Source organism: Nonomuraea sp. NPDC052129 (assembly GCF_040680095.1).
Classification (GTDB): Bacteria; Actinomycetota; Actinomycetes; order Streptosporangiales; family Streptosporangiaceae; genus Nonomuraea.
Map to the genome: position 1 here is coordinate 579768 of NZ_JBFAVX010000002.1, position 18598 is coordinate 598365.

An 18598-nucleotide genomic window follows, 5' to 3' on the forward strand; every position below is an offset into this window, starting at 1 on the left:
TTCTTGAGGAAGTTAATTACCAGTACAATCGGTTGCACACCCCAGCCCTCTCGGGAGGCACCAGTTGCACTGGGTTATCACCGGCACACTGCTCGCCGGATTGCTCACCGTTCCCACCACCCCCACCGACTCCTGGACCGTCAAGGCCCCCACAGGTGGGCCCGTCGCCACCGTCCACCTCGACGCGCAGGGCCGCCCGTCCGTGGCCGTGTCACGGGACGGCGCGACCGTACTCGAACCCAGCCCGCTCGGCGTCACCACGGAACAGGCCGACCTCACCACCGGCCTGAGCCTGACCGGCCGTTCCGGCCGCGTGGTCGTCGAGAAGTACACGACCACGGCCGGCAAGCGCCTCAATCGCCTGTCCGTGATGAACGAGACCCGCTTCCGCTTCGCCCGCGGAGATGCCAAGCTCGACCTGGTCGTCAGGGCCGCCCGCGACGGCGTCGCCTACCGCTACGAACTGCCCGGCGCGGGCGCCGTCCTCAGCGAGGCGTCGGCGTTCGCCGTCCCCGCCGGGTCCACCGCCTGGCTGGCCGGCCACCGCCGCGACTACGAGAACCCGTTCATCCAGTACGCCGACGTCCCCCCGGCCGAATACCAGATGCCCGCCCTGTTCGGAGTGGGCCATAACTACCTCCTGCTGGCCGAATCGGCGCTGAATGGCTCCTACACGGGTCCCCGCCTGGTAAGCGACCAGGGCACCTACAAGATCGCCCTCTGGGACGCGCGGGTCCCCTACGACCACGGCCTGACCACGCCCTGGCGGGTCATGGTCACGGGCGACCTCGCGACCGTCACCGAGTCCACCCTCGTCGACGACCTCGCGCCCGGATCCCAGGTCGCCGACACCTCGTGGATCAAGCCGGGCAAGGTGCTGTGGAGCTGGCTGGCCGGTGGCCGGAGCGTGCAGCAGAGCCTTGAGCAGCAGAAGGAGTTCGTCGACTACGCCGCGCAGCACCGCTGGCCGTACGTGCTGGTGGACGCCGGCTGGTACGACGATCCGGTCACCGGCGAGCGGGCCTGGACGGATCGGACGGCCGAGTTCACCTGGATACCCGAGCTCGTCGAGTACGGGAAGGCGCGCGGCGTGGGCATCATGACCTGGCTGCGATTCTCCGACTTCGACACCCACGACAAGCGCGTCCAGCGCTTCGGGCTGCTGCGTCAATGGGGTGTCAAGGGTGTCAAGCTGGACTTCATCGACTCCGAGGCGCAGGAGCGGCTGCAGTGGTACGACGGGACGCTGCGCGACCTGGCCGACAACCAGCTCATGGTCAACTTCCACGGCTCGACCGTGCCCAAGGGGATCAACCGCACGTGGCCCCAGGTCATGAGCATGGAAGGGGTGCACGGCGCGGAGAAGTCGTCGAACCTGACCACCAGCCACCTGGCAGCCCTGCCGTACACCAGGAACGAGATCGGCTCGATGGACTACACGCCGATGGCTTTCCAGCGCCCCAGCCGGCCCACCTCCGACGCGCATGAGCTGGCGCTGTCGGTGGTGTTCGAGTCGGGGCTGGAGAACCTGGCCGGGTCGCTGGAGGCGTACCGGGCGCGGCCCGAGGCCGAGCGCTTCCTTGACCAGGTGCCCACGGTGTGGGACGAGACGCGGCTGCTGTCCGGCAAGCCGGCCGACCACACGGTGATGGCCCGGCGCAGCGGCGACCGCTGGTTCATCGGCGCCGGAGTCTCCGGGGCGGCCCGGACGCTGCAGGTGCCGACGGGCTTCCTGCGGGGACGGTGGCTGGTCGAGGTGACCGGCGACGGCGCCGACGGGCTCGTCCGTGAGGCGCACGTGGTGCAGGGCGGCACGCTGCCGGTGGAGGTCATAGCGGAGGGCGGGTTCGCCGCCATCGCCTGCCGCTGGCGCCCCGGTCTGACGACCTGCGCCCGCTGAGGCTGCCTCTGACGCGTCGTTTCCCGAGGTCAGCGCCACCGTGTCACGGCCTTTTCCACATATCACCGAGAATGCGCTTTTATCCGCAGTTGAACCCCACAAGGGAGGCAGCCGTACCAGGCCGAGAGAGAACGGAAAGGGTAATCATGAACATGCGCACCCTCATTGTCCCCGGCCTTGCTGCCTCCCTCGTACTGATCGCCACTTCGCTCAGCCCGGTTTCCGCACAGGCGACCACCCCGGTTTACCTGGCCGCGTCGCTCAAAGGCGCGAACGAAGTGCCCGCCCAGGGCATGAAGGTAGGTGACGCGGACGGAAGCGCGCTGGCCGTTTTCCGCATCCATGGCAACCGGGTCGACTACGCCGTCCGGTGGAGCAAAGTAGACGCGCCCAGCGGGTTCCACATCCACCGTGGCGAGGCGGGTGAGAACGGCGACGTCAGGGTCCCGTTCTTCGTCGAGGCGCTGCCCACCACGTTCCACGCCGTCAAGGGCACGGTCCAGGTGCAGGACGGCGCTCTGCTCAGCCGTATCGTCAGCCATCCCGGCAAGTGGTACGCCAACCTGCACAACGCCGAGTTCGGCGGCGGCGCCGTACGGGCCCAGCTGTACCGGATCCGCCCGGTGGAGCTGGAGTCGGTGCTGGCGCACGGGTTCGGCGCCACGCTCACCACGCGGGCCGACGGGCGCCAGGAGATACCGGCACCCGGCATGAAGGTCGGCGACCGCGACGGGCGCGCCGGGTGGCTGGTGCAGCCGGAGGGCAACCGGGTGTGGTTCGCCGCCGCGTGGGCGGGGGTCGGGCCACCGGTCGGCGCGCACATCCACCGCGCCCCGAAGGGCAAGAACGGGCCGGTGGTCGTGCCCTTCTTCGCCGCCGAGAAGGGCCTGCCCGCCAGCGTCAACGGCATCGCCGGCAGCACGACCACCTCTATAGCGGTGGCCCGCCGCATCTGGAAGAAGCCGAAGAACTGGTACGCCAACCTGCACACCGCCGAGTTCCCGGGCGGCGCAGTGCGCGGCCAGCTCTACAAGGGCGACTGGTAAGCCGTCCCACCCCTGCAGGGCAAGGGCTCACGCGCCATGCGAGCACGGCGCGTGAGCCCTATAGAGACGGGTGATCGACCAGGTCATGGCCGACGGCGGCGGCAGCGAGCACGCACAGTTCTTCTTCCCGTCAGTCTCTCCATGCACAGCGTTCACATGTGCGCTCCAACGTGTCCGCTTGAGGGCAACCGGCCTGGCCGGTTGTCCGTGTGAGCATGCAAGTGAAGGGACTGCGCCTGATGCGGCCAGCAGCAAGACATTTATTCGGCGGCGTACGGAGCCGGGGGCGCCTGGCCGCCGTCGGCACGGCCGTGGCGCTACTCGTGAGCAGCCTCGTGACGGCGGCGTACGCCGACCCCGGGCCGACGGACGCGGATCGGGGACGGCCCACCCCGACGCCGACCACTTCCCAGAGCCCGCCGACCCTCACCCCCATCAGCGGGTCCTACCTTGAGGGCAAGGTGAAGGTCGTGGCAGCCCCGGTCGCGGCCGGGGACAGCGTCACGAAACTCGCCATCGACGGCGCCGCGGTCAACGCCACCAAGACCGTGGGCGTCTCGAAGCTCCGCTTCGACGTGGGTTCCAACTCCACGGAGGCGCAGTACCACAGCTACGTTCTCGTCAACGGCGCGCACCGCAGCGACATCGGCGACTACGTGAACGAACGGGCCACCATCGACATCCCCAACGAGCAGCTCGTCAAGGGCGAGAACACCGTTGAGATCGTCGTCGGCACGGTCCAGTCCTCCTGCGGCACCAACTACGACGACTTCGTGCTGTCCGACGTGGGCCTCGAACTGCTCGGCGAGGTCGCGGACGGTGAGGACAACCCGTACACGCTGTCCTTCGGCGACGGCAGCTGCGGCACGAACACCTCGCTGCTGAAGCGCGCCACGCTCAAGTTCTTCGTCCAGGCCGACCCGCAGGGCACCACCGGTCTCGCGGCGGAAGTGGACACGACGACGCTGGCCAACGGCGAGCACGCCATCACCGCCACGACCGCGGCCGGGGCGAGCGTCAAGAACACCGTGACCGTGAACAACGCCCCGGCCGGCGCGCCGCGGCTGATGCCCACGGACGGCACGCTCGTGGCGGGCACCAAGCCGGTCTTCGCGAACGTCCCGGCCACCGGCGAGGGCGGCGTCAAGTCGCTCACCGTCGACGGCGCCGAGCCCGTCACGAAGGCCACGCTCGGCAACGGTGCCGCGAAGCTCAGTTTCGACGTGGGCGCGGACTCGATCGACGACAAGTACGACAACTTCCTGCTCGTCAACGGCAAGCGCGTCGACCTGGGCGGCTCCTGGGTGAACCAGCGGGTGACCGTCGCGGTCCCGGCCAGGTTCCTGGTCCCCGGCGACAACACGATCAAGCTCGTCACCGGCGACTACAAGGAGACCTGCGGAAACGGCCGCGACGACTTCACCATCGCCAACCTCGACCTCGCCCTGGACGGGGCCACCGTCAAGGGCCAGGACATCAAGTCGTCGTACGAGATGGGCGACGGCACCTGCGGCAGCAACCAGAGCGCCCTGCGCGAGGCCGAGCTGCGCTACTCGATCGACGCCCCGGCGGTGCACGTCATCGAGACGCTCGGCTCGGGCGACGCGACGCTCAGCTTCAACGTGGGCACCAACTCGATCGAGGCGCGCTACCAGAATTACCTGCTTGTCAACGGTCAGAAGGTCGTGCTCGACGGCGACTTCGTCAGCCGCCGCGTCGATTTCACGATCCCGAACGAGTTCCTGGTGCCCGGCTGGAACACCATCGACTTTGTGGCCGGCACCTTCCCGACCTCGTGCGGCAGCAACCGCGACGACTTCGCGATCTCGAACATCGCCCTCACCCCGGTGGGCGGCACGGCGACCGGCCAGATGGTCAAGACCTCGTACGGCATGGGCGACGGCAACTGCGGCGACAACGTGAACCCGCTGACCGAGATCGACCTGGAGTTCCTCGTGGACGCCCAGGCCCGCGGCCTGCGCGCCGACCTCGACACCAAGGCCATCAAGGACGGCAAGCACACGCTGGAGGCCACGTCGGCCGCGGGCAAGGCCGCCACGCGCCTGCTGGTCACGGACAACTCGGCGCCTAAGGTCGCCAAGAGCGTCCCGGCCGCGAACGAGAAGATCACCGCCTCGGTGATCCTGGACGTCAAGCTCGAGGACGCCTCGGCGGTCGTGTCCGGGCCGGACGTCAAGCTCGACGGCCAGCCGATCGAACTGGGCGCCAAGGTGGGGCCCGGTCTTCGAGCCGGCAAGCACACGCTGGCCGTGACCGGCGCCGACGGTCTCGGCAACACCGCGGTCCGCGAGGTCGTCTTCGAGTCCGCGGGCATCCCGGACGTCCCCGCCGAGCTGACCCCGGCGCTGGGAAGTGTCGACGTGTCGGATCCCGTGAAGCTCTCGGCGAAGGTCGCCGAGCCCGATGGCGGCCGGCTGACGGCGACGTTCTCGGAGGCCAAGATCCTGGCGCCGGACCAGGCGTACCAGGGCACGACCCAGACCCTTCCCACGACCCTGCAGGTTCCGGGTGAGAAGCGCGTCAGGACGGACGGGCTCGACCCGGCCGACGGCAAGACGCTCGACGCGCCCACCGGCCGGGACATGACGTACCAGCGGTTCGACGTCCAGGTCGAGGGGCACGTGGACGCCCCGGTCCTGCGCTGGGAGGGCGTCATCGACCCCGAGCGCCTGGTCGCGCTGCGGGTGTGGAACACCAAGGCCAAGACGTGGGACCTGCTGACGAGCGCCCGCGGCGCCGCCACGGGCAAGACCGCCCTCACGGCCGTCGTCGACACCAAGTACATCGACAGGCGGCAGGTCCACGTCATGGTGACGGGTGAGGACCCGTTCGCCGACGACGTCGAGCCCGGCGACCCCAACGGCTTCGCCGACCCCGCCACGTACGACTTCTCGATGGTCCACTTCACCGACACCCAGTACATCTCCGAGGGCGCGGTGGAACAGGAGACGCCCGAGGAGCGCGCGGTGTGGGAGCGTGCCTACTCCGGCATCGTCGACTGGATCAAGGCGAACAAGGACCAGCGCAAGATCTCCTACGTCGCGCACACCGGCGACATCATCGAGAACAACATCCGCAAGCCCGCCGACGAGGCCACGCAGAAGCAGGTCGTGGGCGAGTTCGAGGTGTCGTCGAAGCAGCAGCGCGTGCTGGACGAGGCGAACATCCCCAACGGCGTGATCGCCGGCAACCACGACAACCAGTCGGGCACCGAGGACGGGCCGGAGGCCATCTACAACAAGTACTACGGCCCCAACCGGTACCAGGACGCCTCACAAGGCTGGCAGCACGCCAAGTACGGCGGGCCGTGGAAGGAAGGCGACAACCAGAACCACTACGACCTGTTCTCCGCCGGCGGGCTGGACTTCGTCGTGGTCGGCCTGTCGTACGGCGTGACGAGGGACGAGGCCGAATGGGCCGACTCCATCTTCAAGAAGTTCCCGGGCCGCAACGGCATCCTGCTCTCCCACGATTACCTCGTGCCGAGCACCAACCCCGACGGACGCGGCGCCGGATTCTCCGCGCCCGACGGCTCGATGCTGTACAAGACCGTGGTCGAGAAGAACCCGAACGTCTTCCTGATCCTCGCCGGTCACGAGCACGGCGTGGGCACCAACGTGAAGCCGAAGGTGGGCCAGGTCGGCAACGGCGTCGTCGAGCTGCTGGCGGACTACCAGTTCTACACGGTCTCGGCCGACCGTCTCGGGCTCACCGAGATCGGCGGGTACAAGCCGGACGACCAGCTCCAGTTCGGCGCGAGCTTCTTCCGGCTGCTGTCGTTCAACGTCAAGCGGGCGGAGCTGAGCGTGGACACCTACTCGCCGCTGCTCAACGACTTCGGCGCCACCGAGTTCGATCCGCTGCGCCGTTACAACGGCAAGGAGGACAACATGGTGCTGCCGGTCGATCTCACCTCCCGTACGACGAGCTTCCAGACCGACTCCCTGGCGCTCTACAAGCCCAGCCGGATCATCGGCAAGAGCACGGTGACGTCGGGCGAGGTGGCCTCGGTCACCTGGGACCGGCTCAAGGACGACACGGCCTATGCCTGGTTCGTCACGGCACGTTCGGCCGGCGGCGGTGTGACCGCCTCCGAGCCGAGCGTCTTCGTCACGAAGGACAAGGACGGCCGTCCGGGCAAGTGGGGGCCTGACTCGCCCATGTACCACTGGTTCAACCGCTGATCCATCCGCCGCCCCGGACCTGGTCCGGGGCGGCATCCCCCACTTGGAGACACGAGACATGCCCCATATGCGGCGGCTGGCCACTCTCGTCCTCGCCGTCGTCCTCGGCGGTGTGCTGGCCGGCCTGGCGCGTCCCGCCCCGGCGGCGGCGCACGACGTCACGACGACCGCCCAGGCCGAGGTGACCGGCACGGGGACGAACGTCAAAGTCGTGCTCGACCTCGAGTACGACCTGCTCATGAAGTCGGCCTGGCTCTACGCGGAGGCGTACGAGGCCAAGGAACGGGCCGAGCAGCTCCGCCAGCTCACGATCAACCGCGACGCCGTGACCACGTACGTCACGCGCCGCTTCGCCGTGGCGTACGAGGACAAGCCGTGCGCGCCCACGCAGGTGGGCGCGGCGGACGTACGCCTGCGCGACAAGGTGGCCTTCGCCGTGCTGACCTACGCCTACGCCTGCCAGGGCGACGGCGGGGGAGCGCACGCGATCTCCAGCGCGCTGTTCCCCGACGCCGAGAGCTTCGTGCACAGTACGAAGACCATCGTCCGCTACGACGTCGACGGCGAGAAGGGCTCCGCCGTCCTGGCCGCGCAGAACCCGACGCTGAAGGTCGGCGAGCATCCGGCGCCGAACCAGATCGGGGAGTTCTTCCTGCTCGGCGCCGAGCATCTGCTGTTCGGCCTGGACCACGTCCTCTTCCTGCTCGCGCTGCTCATCGGCGCGCGCCGCCTGCGGGACGTCGTCATCACGGCCTCCGCCTTCACCGCCGCCCACAGCATCACGTTCCTGCTGGCGGCGATGGGGGTCGTGGACGTTCCCGGCCAGATCGTCGAGCCGATCATCGCGGGCTCGATCATCGTCGTGGCCCTCGCCAACCTCTTGGGCCGGGGCGAAGACCGGCTGGGCAGGTGGCGGCTGCCCATCGTGTTCGCCTTCGGCCTGGTGCACGGGCTCGGCTTCGCGGGCGCGCTGGACATCGACCAGAGCGGATCGTGGGCGCTGCTCCTGTCGCTGCTGAGCTTCAACCTCGGCATCGAGGCCGCGCAGCTCGCCATCATCGCGGTGCTCTTTCCGCTGCTGGTGCTGCTGCGCCGTACGCCCGCCGCCCGCTGGGGGGTGGTCGCGCTGTCGGTCCCCATCGTGGCGGTCAGCCTGTACTGGTTCGTCGATCGCATCCCGCTGCCGCTCTGACCGGGCACCGGCTTGGCCGAGGCCCGGTGTCAGAGGATGGTGAGCGGGTCGGCGGCGCGTTCGCGCAGGGCGGTGATGACGCTCGCGAGCGGGCCGCCACGATCCGCCGCGCCCGCGGGCCAGACCACGCCGAGCCGGAAGTGCAGGTCCGGGTCGTCCAGCGGCACGAGGACGAGCCCGGACTCAGTCAGGACGCGGCCCGCGATCGTGTTGGGCGTGATCAGGGACAGAGCGCGCGAGTGGGTGATGTGCGCGGCGATCTGTACGACGTCGCTGTGCGGCATCTCCCGGATCCGGGTGACCCCGCCCTCGCGCAGATGGTCGCGCAGCCCCTTCATCACCAGCGGGTGCACCTTGAACGAGGTGAGCAGCATCTGCCGGTCGGCCAGGTCACCGAGCTTGAGCCGGGTACGGCCGGCCAGCGGGTCGTCGGCCCGCATCGCGATGGCGAAGCGGTATTCGGCGAGGGCCAGGCTGTCGAGGCCGGGGGCGTCCACGGGCAGGTGGACGACGGCGATGTCCAGCCGGTGCGCCGCCAGCAGGGCGAGCAGCCCCGCCGACGGCTCCAGGCTCACCGGCAGCTCGATCCCGGGACTCACCCGCGCGAACGTCTCCAGCACCAGGTCCAGGACCTGGGTGGGGGCGAGCGGCGTGGCCCCCACCCGCACGGCCGGGGCGACGACGGCGGGTCCGGTCGCGAGGTCCGCCAGCGCGTCGAAGCGGGCCAGCACGTCGCGGGCCGGCTCCAGGAAGGCCCGCCCGAAGGCGGTCAGCTCGACCTGGTGGTAGCCCCGGTCGAACAGATCCTTGCCGAGCTCCTTCTCCAGCTCCCGGATGCGGCGGCTGAGCGGGGACGACGTCACGTGCAGCCGTTCGGCGGCGCGCCCGAAGTGGAGCTCCCCGGCCACGGCCACGAAGTAACGGAGCTGCTGGATGTCCATCCAGCTCAGGGTAGCGACGCCCCCCGGCGATCAGTCGTCCGCGGCCCGGGATCGTGCGCAGACGATGATCAGGAGGGCGCCAGCAACGAGACGAGATCGTCCCATCGGGCGAACAGCAGCCCCAGAACAGCGCCGAAGACGCCGACCACCACGCTGAGCGCCGGGTCGAAGGTACCGCTCACCAGCGACCCCGCCAGCCCGAGCAGGGCGATCACGACGAGCACGACGTTGCGTACCACGTGTTCTACGCCCAAGGGCGTCTGGGTGGGGCCGAAGCAGCGGCAGGCCACCGTCTTTCCCCTCCGGACGACCAGCGCGACGGCGACGGTCAGACACCCGAGCAGCCCGGCCGCGAGGACGAACGACGCCGATCCGGCCCAGCGAAGGGGAACCGCGGCCAGCACGATGACCCCGCCCTCCGCCACCACCGTGGCGACCGCCGCCGGGACCTTCACGGCGCCGACCAGCCCCATCGCTCCGACCGACACGACGAACTCGTCCCAGGCCCGGCGGCTGGAGACCTTGCCCACCAGCGCGAGCGTGAACATCGTGAGCAGCAGCAGTCTGCTCGCCACGTCGACGTACTGCATGATCACAACGTAGCCACGGGCGAGCGGATCCAGCAAGAGGGAGTTCGTTACGCTCGAAGATCCACGAGCAGGGAGTAGACCGTCGTGCTGATTCGGTTGCTCGGACCCGTCGAGGTGGAGCGCTCGGGCCAGACCCGCCCCGTACGGCCGCCGCAGGTCGCGCTCGCCTTGGCCGCGCTCGCGTGGGAGGTCGGCCGGGTCGTGTCCGTCGAGAGGCTCCTCGCCCGGGTCTGGGGCGAGCAGGTTCCGCCCGGCGCGCGGCGCACCCTGTACACCGTCATCACCCGTATCCGCCGCGACGTACTGGCCGGCGATGGCGCCGTCGTCCAGCGGCCCGGCGGCTACCTGCTCGACGTGGACGAGTCCGCGGTGGACGTGTCGCGCTTCCGGAGCCTCGCCTATCAGGCGATGGCCGAGCCGGACCCGGCGCCGCTGCTGGGCGACGCTCTCGCGCTGTGGCGCGGCGACCCGCTGACCGGCCTGCCCGGCGAATGGGCCGAGCGCGCCCGCCACCGGCTGCGCGACGAGCGCAAGGCGACCATGCTGCGGTGGGCGCGTACGGTGACCGGCCGCGACGCCGCGGCCGCCGTGGCGGCGCTGACGCCGCTGGCCGACGAACACCCGCTGGACGAACTCCTGGCGGCCGCGCTGATCGAGGCGCTGCACACGTGGGGGCGGACCGCCGAGGCGCTGGCGCACTTCGCCCGGGTACGCCGGACGCTCGCCGACGAGCTGGGCGTCGAGCCCGGTACGGCATTACGGCGCGTCCACCGGATGCTGCTGCGCTCCGGCGACGTGGCCGAGACCACACACGTGGTCCCGGCCCAGCTGCCGGTCGACCTGAGGGGCTTCGTCGGGCGGGCGGCGGAGCTGGACCGGCTGGCCGAGGCCGCGACCGGCGACCGGCCGGCGAGCGCGGCGGTCTACGCGATCTCGGGACCGCCCGGCGTGGGCAAGTCGTCGCTCGCGCTGCGCTGGGCGCACCTCAATCGCGACCGCTTCCCGGACGGCCAGCTGTACGCCGACCTCAGCACGGTCGACCCGGCCGACGCGGCCGTGGTCCTGCCCCGGTTTCTCGGGGCGCTCGCGGTCCCGGAAGCCCAGATCCCGTCGGACGTCGAGGCCCGGATCGGGCTCTACCGCAGCCTGCTGGCCGCCCGGCGGGTCCTCGTCGTGCTCGACGACGCCCGCGGCGCCGAACAGGTACGCCCGCTGCTGGCCGGCGCGCCGGGGTGCCTGACGCTGATCACCAGCCGCGCCGAGCTGACCGGCCTGGCGGTCACCTCGGGCGCCTCCCTGGTACGCCTGGACGTCCTGCCGGACGACGACGCCTACCGCCTGCTGGCGGCGCGCCTGGGCGAGCCGAGGCTGGCGGCGGAGCCCGAGGCCGCCGCGCTGATCATTCGCCGGTGCGGCCGGCTGCCGCTGGCCCTGGCGATCGTCGCGGCGCAGCTGGCGCGGCACACCGACCTGCCGCTGGCCGAGGTCGCCGCGGACCTCGCGCGGCCCGGCGCCGATCTGGAACCGTTCGCCCACAGCGACCCGGCGATCGACCTGCGCAGGGTGTTCGGGCGGTCGTACCGGGACCTGCCCGAGCCCGCGATCCGGCTGTTCCGGCGCCTCGGGCGCCACCCCGGGCCGCACATGTCGCTCGCCGCGGCGGCGAGCCTGGCCGCCCTGCCGGTGGACCGCACCCGGGAACTGGCCGCGCGGCTCGACCGCGCCAACCTGGTCGGCCTCCGCGCGCCAGGCCGCCTGCACCTGCACGACCTGCTGCGCGTGTACGCCTCGGAGCAGGAGCGGGCCGCCGACAGCCGGACGGTACGGCGGGGGACGACGAGGCGGCTGCTGGACCACTACCTGCATTCGGCCTGCGCGGCCAGCGAAGTCTGCTACCCGCACCGCGAAAAGCTCGACCTGGAACCGCGGGCGCGAGGTGCCGTGACGGAGCGGTTCGCCGGTCAGGCGGAGGCCCTGCGCTGGTACGCCGACGAGTCGGTGGCGTTGCCCGCGTTGCTGACGGAGGCGACCGAGGCCGGGCTGGACCGGCACGTGTGGCAGCTGGCGTGGGCGTTCTCGGAGTTCATGCAGCGCCGCGGCCCATGGGAGCAGGTGCTGGGCGTTCAGGCGGTGGCGTTGGACGCGGCCGAGCGGCTCGGCGACCGGCTGGCCCAGGCCCGGTGCCACAACTGCATCGCGCGCGCCCACGTCAGGCTCGGCCGCGACCTGGCGGCCATCGAGCACTTCCAACAGGCGATCGAGCTGCATCGCGACCTGGACGAGCCGGTCCTGGAGGCGCACCTCCACCTGGGCCTGACGGTCTCGCTGAACCGGGTGCGACCCGCCGGACAACTGGGCCACACGCTGCGCGCGCAGGAGCTGTTCCGGCGGGCCGGCGATGCCATCGGCGAGGCGCGGGCGTTGAACAACGCGGGCTGGTTGCGGGCCCAGCTCGGCGAGTACGACCAGGCGCTGGCCGACTGCCGCCGGGCACAGCGCATCCTGGCCGAGTTCGGGTACGCCCAGGGCGAGGGCCACACCTGGGACAGCATCGCCGTCGTACTGGAGGCCAAGGGCGACCTCGCGCAGGCCGTGGCGTCCTACGAGCGGGCGGTGGAGTTGCTGCGCGGCTGCGACGACCTCCACCCGGCCGCCGAGACGCTGGTCCGGCTGGGCGAGACGCACCTGCGGGCCGACGACACCGCCGCCGCGCTCGACGCCTGGAAGCGGGCGGCGGAATGCTACGACGACCTCGGCGACGCGCAGGCCGACAAGGTACGCGCCCGCATCGCGGCCCACGACCAGGAGGGGTGAGCCCGTTCTCGGCAGGCCGTTAAGAATTCGTTGAGAAATCGCTCAGAGCCCGGGTGCAGGCTGCGAGGCGCGGCGGGACGGTCGGCGTGGGCCGGCCGTGCTCTGCCGTGCCGGCCGGGTGATGGCCCGCCGGGACCGCCGCCGATATGGAGGTTCGATGCGCGTCGTGACCAAAATGGCCGACCGGCTCCTTGAGCTGGTCGCGCCGCACACTGTGGCCCGGGCTGCCGACTGCGCCTACGAGTGCTGCAGCTTCCCCGCATTCACCGCGAAGTACTGCTGCTACTACCCGAACGGTCACGTGTCGTGTGGCGGGTGCAAGAGCTACATCTACTGCTCGTAACCACTCGTCCCCGAGCCCGCTCACGTAGCGCGCGCGGGCCTTCACGGTGACGAGTACGCCGCGATGACCGGTGCCCGGCGGTGGTCGGCCGCGGCCGGGCACACCCTCATGAGCTTTCGACACGGAGATGTCTAGTGCCTTACCTGATCGCCATCGTGGTCCTCGTCGGCGCCCTGTGTCTGCTGGACCTGCTGCTGACCCTCGGCGTCATCCGGCGGCTCCGGGAGCAGACGAAGCTGATCGACGCGCTGTACGAAGCCGTCGGCACGGGCGTCCTGGCCGGAGCGGACAACGGTCTGCCCGTCGGAGAGGTCGTCGGCGACTTCGACGCGACGACCGTGGACGGCGCCCACGTCACGCGCGACCTCCTGCCCGAGGGGACGGTCGTCGCGTTCATGTCGCCGGACTGCCAAGGCTGCCATGAGCAGCTTCCCGAGGTGGTCTCCTGGGCGGCGGGCCAGGACCGGTCGCGGGTGCTCGCGGTGGTCGACGGACGCTCGGGTGATCCCGCGTCCTTGGTCACCCAGCTGTCGCCCGTCGCCCAGGTGATCGTGGAGGAGGCGCCTTCGGGGGTCGCCAACGCGTTCCGGGTCCAGTCGTTCCCGACCTTCTTCAAGGTGGCCGAGGGCGGCAAGGTGCTCGCGAGGGCGCCCCGGATCTCTCGGCTGCCGGCCGTTTCGCCGGCCGTGTCCACCGCTGGTTCGCCGGCCGCGGACACCGTCGGTTCGTCGGAGCGGCAGGCCGAAGAGCAGCCGGCGTGAGCGATCGCCGGCCGGGGACGGCACCGGCACCCCGGGTCCTGGCGGGATGCGGGCTGCGCGCCGCCGGGATGGTGTGGCGGTCGGCGCCGGCCCACGTACTCGGATACCTGGCGGTCACGCTCGTGGGCGCGGCCGCCCCGATCGCCCTGGCCTGGCTGACGAAGGCCGTACTGGACGGCCTGGCGGACCACCGGACCACTGTGCTGCTCGGCCTGGCGGTGACGATCGCCGTCGTGACGACGGCCGCCGTGGCGGCGACGCACGCCGCGCACTACCTGCGGGCCGAGGTGGACCGCCGGGCGGCACAGCGCGCCAAGGACGAGCTGTTCGCGGCGGTGACCCGCTTCACGGGACTGGCCCCGTTCGAGAGCCCCGCCTTCCTCGACCGGCTGCGCCTGGCCCAGCAGAGCGCGAGCAATCCGGGCAGGCTGGTGGACACCGCGTGCTCCGCCGCGCGCAGCACGGTGACCGTCGTCGGGTTCGTCGGCTCTCTGGCGCTGATCAGTCCCGCGTTCACCGTCCTGGTCCTGCTGTCGGCCGTACCGGCGCTGCTGATCGAGCTGCGGCTGTCGCGGCAGCGGGTCGCGATGATGTGGCGGATCGGGCCGGCCGAGCGGCGGGAGCTGTTCTACGCGCACCTGATGTCGACCGCGGACGCCGCAAAGGAGATCCGCCTGTTCGACCTCGGCGCCTTCCTGCGCCTGCGCATGCTGGCCGAGCTGCGGACCGCCAACGTGGCTCGCCGGCGGATGGACCGGCGGGAGTTCCTCGTACAGGCGAGCCTGTCGGGCACGTCGGCGGCCGTGGCCGGCGTGGGACTCGTCTGGACGATCCTCGCGGCGGGCCGCGGGCAGCTCAGCGTGGGCGACGTGTCGATGTTCGTGGCGGCCGTCGCCGGTGTGCAGGCCGCGCTGAATGTCATGGTGTCGGCAGGCGTGATGGCCTACGAACAGCTGCTGACCTTCCACCATCACGTCACGATCGTGACCGCCGGCCCCGACCTCCCGGCGCCGGGCGAGCCCAGACCGCTCGCGCCGCTGCGCCGGGGCATCGAACTGCGGGACGTCTGGTTCAGGTACAGCGACGACCATCCGTGGGTCCTACGCGGCGTCAACCTGTTCATCCCGCACGGCCGCACGGTCGCGCTCGTCGGCCGCAACGGCGGCGGCAAGAGCACGCTGGTGAAGTTGCTGTGCCGCTTCTACGACCCGACACGCGGCGCGATCCTGTGGGACGGCGTGGACCTCCGCGAGGTGGCGCCGGAGACGCTGCGCGCCCGGATCGGCGCGGTCTTCCAGGACTTCGTGGCCTACGAGATGACGGCGACCGACAACATCGCGTTGGGCGACCCGGCCGCCACCGAGGACCGGACGCGCGTCGAACGAGCGGCACGCGACGCCGGCGTCCACGACACCGTCGCGGCTCTCCCGCACGGCTATCGCACGCTCCTGAGCCGCCAATTCACCCCGGAGGAGGAAGGCGAGGAGAGCGCGGGCGTGCTGCTGTCGGGCGGGCAGTGGCAGCGGGTGGCGCTGGCGCGGGCGTTCCTGCGCCGCGACCGTGACCTGATGATCCTCGACGAGCCCAGCGCCGGGCTGGATCCCGAGGCCGAGTACGAGGTGCACAGCCAGCTCGCCAGGCTGCGGTCCGGGCGCACCAGCGTGGTGATCTCCCATCGCCTCGGCGCGGTGCGCGACGCCGACCTGATCGTGGTGCTGGCCGACGGCGTGGTCACCGAGGAGGGCACGCACGCCGCGCTGCTGGCGGACGGGGGGACGTACGCGCGGCTGTTCAGCCGGCAGGCCACCGGTTACCGGGACGAGGTTCACCCGACGGGAGTGGCGCGTTGATCGGCGCGCTCGCCGGCGTCGCTGTGGTGATGCTCGTCATCATCCTGTGGCTGCGCAGGCGGTATGTGGTGGTGACCGTTCATGGGGAGAGCATGCTGCCGACGTATCGGCCGGGCGAGCGCCTGGTCGTCCGGCGGACATCTCCCCGTTCACTGCGTACCGGACAGGTCGTGGTGCTCGCGGGAGTGGCGAAGGGGTCGCGCGCTGGAGTGACGAAGGGGCCGCGCGCCGGCGCGGTGGGAGGGTCGCCAGCGGACGAGCCGGGCACGGGCTGGATCGTCAAGCGCGTCGCGGCCGTCCCGGGTGACCCGATACCGAGGGACACGGTGCCCGCGCTGCGGACCGCGCCGGGTACGCATGTGCCCGCCGGCCACCTGGTCGTGCTGGGGGACAACGCGGACCGTTCGTACGACTCCCGCCGCTCCGGATATCTGACGACGGACCGCTTGCTCGGCGTGGTGCTCCGCAAGGTCGGTTAGCCGCTTCGCCGATTCGCTATTGAATACCCGAAGAATAGGCCGGATATTTCTGGCCGAAAATGGATCCGCCTTTTCATCGGACCCGGTCGTTTGAGCATTGTGGCAAAAAGCGGTCACCAGCCTTGTTAGGCCGGTCGCACGGGCGCACAGTCGAGGCACCGCCCACCGGAATGGAGCACTATTTATGGACGGAACGGTCGCACCACAACGCCGCGCGAAAAACCTCGTACGACGTCTCTTATCCGCTGGCCTCGCCATGTTCGTCGTGGCCTTCCTCGTCGCGCCGCCCGCGCAGGCCCTGGCCCTGCCGACGCCGAATGCATTCGTGTCGAACCTCGACCTGGAATGCTTCAAGACCACCCCGTACCAACCACCGGCCACCACCCTGAAGCTGCGGCACCTCAACCCCGTACTCGCCAATCAGCCGAACCTGCAAGTCACGCTCGGACAGCGTGAGCAACTGTGCGTTCCGGTGGCCAAGAACAACGTGATCCCGCCGCCGGGCGTCCTCGATTTCGTCAGGTTCGTCGACCTGTCCTGTTATCGGGTCACCGGCCCCTCGCTCAACCTGAGCCTGGCGCTGCGCCACCTCAATCCGGTGCTGGCGAACGTACCGGGCATCGGGGTCGTCCTGAACGTGCCCGAGCATCTGTGCGTCCCGGTCTCCAAGAACGGCGTGGTGCCCGCCCCGGACATTGTGCGGCTCATCTCCCACATCGACCTGCTGTGCTATGCCCACACCCCGAATCCGGCCATGAACGTCGGCCTCAACCTCACCCAGCTCAACCCGGTGCTGACCAGCCAGATCCCGCCCTCGGACGCCCGGGTCACCGCCGCCCGCCAGCTCTGCGTGCCGGTGCAGAAGTCCGGTGACGACATCCCGGCGGACATCATGAACATCGTGCGATGGGTCGACCTGGAGAAGTTCGACATCACCGCCTCGACCATCACGCCGGTGTCGCTGACCCTGAAGCACCTCAACCCGGTGCTGGGGAACCTGCCGGCCGAGGACGCCAGGCTGACCGCCGCCGTGCAACTGGCCGTACCGGTCTCCAAGAACGGAATGATCCCACCGAGCTGAACCATCGATGACGCCCGAGGAGAGCGACGACCGCGCGCCGTCACCCTCCTCGGGCCCCGGGGAAAGCCGGCCTGCTCCACGCCGACGCGCAGGCGGGCCGGCTCTGAGCTTTGTTCGTGCCGTTGACCAGGACTTGACGCCTTCCTTGCCTGACAGGTGCGTCCCCGGATCTAGCCTTGAGCTGGAAGGGGCACGCCATGATCATCAATATCGTGCTCGGGCTGATCGTCCTGTTGACGGTCTGGCTGGCCGTCAGTTCCATCAGGGTCGTCAACCAAGTGGAGCGCGGTGTGGTCTTCCGCCTCGGCAAGGCTCAGCGGGAGGTCCGCCCACCAGGGATCACTTTCCTCATTCCGGTCGCGGATCGGATGAAGAAGGTGAACATACAGATTGTCACGATGCCGGTGCCCACACAGGAGGGCATCACCCGTGACAACGTCTCCGTTCAGGTCGACGCCGTCGCCTATTTCCGCGTCGTGGAGCCGCTGCGGGCGGCCATCGCGGTGCAGGACTATCTGTTCGCGATCGAGCAGGTGGCGCAGACCTCACTGCGCTCGATCATCGGCAAGAGCGACCTGGACGACCTGCTGTCCAACCGTGAGCAGCTGAACAAGGGCCTGGCGCTGATGATCGACAGCCCTGCGCTCGGCTGGGGCATCCACATCGACCGCGTGGAGATCAAGGATGTCCATCTGCCCGAGGGCATGAAGCGATCCATCGCCCGCCAGGCCGAGGCCGAGCGGGAGCGCAGGGCGCGGGTGATCACCGCGGACGGAGAGTTCCAGGCGGCGCGGAAGCTCTCCGACGCCGCGGCCATCATGACCGAGGCGCCCGGCGCGCTTCAGCTGCGGCTGCTGCAGACCGTGGTGGAGGTGGCGGCCGAGAAGACCTCCACGCTGGTCATGCCGCTACCCGTGGAGCTGCTGCGCTTCTTCGAGCGCTCCGCGAGAAGCGGGCCGGCCGTGGACACCGCCAGTTCACCGGAGCGGCAGGCCGAACAGCAACCGGCCGTGGACGCCGCCGGTTCGCTGACGCGGCAGGCCGAGGAGCAGTCGGCCGTGGACGCCGCCGGTTCGCCGGAGCGGCGGGCCGAGGAGCAGCAGGCCGTGACGGACTCCGCCACGCCCGAGCTGGCTCCGCCAGAGCCCTCCTTCGAACGCTCCGCCGCGAAGAACGGAGCCTCACGCGCCACATAGACACATGGACACATAGACGCATAGACCCAGGACGCAGGCATTCGAGCGCACTCGCCCGTCAAGGCTCAAGGTTGGTCGGGAGAAACGCCGCGCGCAGGCCCGCCGGCGCGAGGCGCTCCTCGGAGAGCCCCCTTCTGAGAGACCCCGCTGCTGCCCCGGATGAAGAACATCGGCGCGATCGAGCTGGACAGCCCCTGCTT

13 protein-coding genes are annotated in these 18598 nt (G+C 70.3%); 11 read left to right on the forward strand and 2 right to left on the reverse strand.

Annotated elements, in window-relative coordinates; all coding sequences use genetic code 11:
- The first annotated feature begins 64 nt into the window (after window positions 1-64).
- The 4 genes from AB0L53_RS07370 to AB0L53_RS07385 all read left to right on the forward strand — a co-directional run bounded on the left by AB0L53_RS07370 (window position 65) and on the right by AB0L53_RS07385 (window position 8343).
- A complete protein-coding gene (locus AB0L53_RS07370; protein ID WP_363991696.1) occupies window positions 65-1900 on the forward strand; it encodes a glycoside hydrolase family 97 catalytic domain-containing protein in 1836 nt (611 codons plus the stop codon).
- A gap of 146 nt (window positions 1901-2046) precedes the next feature.
- Window positions 2047-2946 (forward strand): CHRD domain-containing protein, encoded by a 900-nt coding sequence (locus AB0L53_RS07375; RefSeq protein WP_363991699.1) that lies wholly within the window; start codon window positions 2047-2049, stop codon window positions 2944-2946.
- Between the two features lie 239 nt (window positions 2947-3185).
- Window positions 3186-7151: a metallophosphoesterase gene (locus AB0L53_RS07380; protein WP_363991702.1), complete on the forward strand. Its 3966-nt coding sequence runs from the start codon at window positions 3186-3188 to the stop codon at window positions 7149-7151.
- 58 nt (window positions 7152-7209) lie between these two features.
- Window positions 7210-8343 (forward strand): HupE/UreJ family protein, encoded by a 1134-nt coding sequence (locus tag AB0L53_RS07385; protein ID WP_363991705.1) that lies wholly within the window; start codon window positions 7210-7212, stop codon window positions 8341-8343.
- A 29-nt stretch (window positions 8344-8372) separates the two neighbouring features.
- On the opposite strand, the gene AB0L53_RS07390 is transcribed toward AB0L53_RS07385, so the two are convergent.
- Together AB0L53_RS07390 and AB0L53_RS07395 are read right to left on the reverse strand one after the other, a co-directional pair.
- On the reverse strand, window positions 8373-9284 hold the full coding sequence (locus tag AB0L53_RS07390) for a LysR family transcriptional regulator (RefSeq protein WP_363991708.1): 912 nt from the start codon (window positions 9282-9284) through the stop codon (window positions 8373-8375).
- A 68-nt stretch (window positions 9285-9352) separates the two neighbouring features.
- Window positions 9353-9874, reverse strand: coding sequence for a MauE/DoxX family redox-associated membrane protein (locus tag AB0L53_RS07395; protein WP_363991711.1), 522 nt, complete (start codon window positions 9872-9874; stop codon window positions 9353-9355).
- Between the two features lie 84 nt (window positions 9875-9958).
- Between AB0L53_RS07395 and AB0L53_RS07400 the strand changes: the two genes are divergently transcribed.
- The 7 genes from AB0L53_RS07400 to AB0L53_RS07430 all read left to right on the forward strand — a co-directional run bounded on the left by AB0L53_RS07400 (window position 9959) and on the right by AB0L53_RS07430 (window position 18398).
- Complete coding sequence (locus tag AB0L53_RS07400) at window positions 9959-12688, forward strand: BTAD domain-containing putative transcriptional regulator (protein ID WP_363991713.1); 2730 nt, start codon at window positions 9959-9961, stop codon at window positions 12686-12688.
- A gap of 157 nt (window positions 12689-12845) precedes the next feature.
- A complete protein-coding gene (locus AB0L53_RS07405) occupies window positions 12846-13031 on the forward strand; it encodes a hypothetical protein (RefSeq protein ID WP_363991716.1) in 186 nt (61 codons plus the stop codon).
- A 134-nt stretch (window positions 13032-13165) separates the two neighbouring features.
- Entirely contained in the window at window positions 13166-13792 is a 627-nt protein-coding gene (locus tag AB0L53_RS07410; protein ID WP_363991719.1) for a hypothetical protein, read from the forward strand.
- Entirely contained in the window at window positions 13789-15642 is a 1854-nt protein-coding gene (locus AB0L53_RS07415; RefSeq protein WP_363991722.1) for an ABC transporter ATP-binding protein, read from the forward strand. Before AB0L53_RS07410 ends, AB0L53_RS07415 begins: the two co-directional genes overlap by 4 nt.
- Window positions 15639-16121 carry a S26 family signal peptidase gene (locus AB0L53_RS07420; RefSeq protein ID WP_363991725.1) on the forward strand — a complete coding sequence of 161 codons (483 nt, stop codon included), beginning with the start codon at window positions 15639-15641 and terminating at the stop codon, window positions 16119-16121. The genes AB0L53_RS07415 and AB0L53_RS07420 overlap by 4 nt, the downstream gene beginning before the upstream one ends.
- Before the next feature lie 256 nt (window positions 16122-16377).
- The gene (locus AB0L53_RS07425; protein WP_363991728.1) at window positions 16378-17202 is read left to right on the forward strand and encodes a hypothetical protein; all 825 of its coding nucleotides are present in this window, start codon (window positions 16378-16380) and stop codon (window positions 17200-17202) included.
- 197 nt (window positions 17203-17399) lie between these two features.
- Entirely contained in the window at window positions 17400-18398 is a 999-nt protein-coding gene (locus AB0L53_RS07430) for an SPFH domain-containing protein (protein ID WP_363991731.1), read from the forward strand.
- The last annotated feature ends 200 nt before the right edge of the window (window positions 18399-18598 follow it).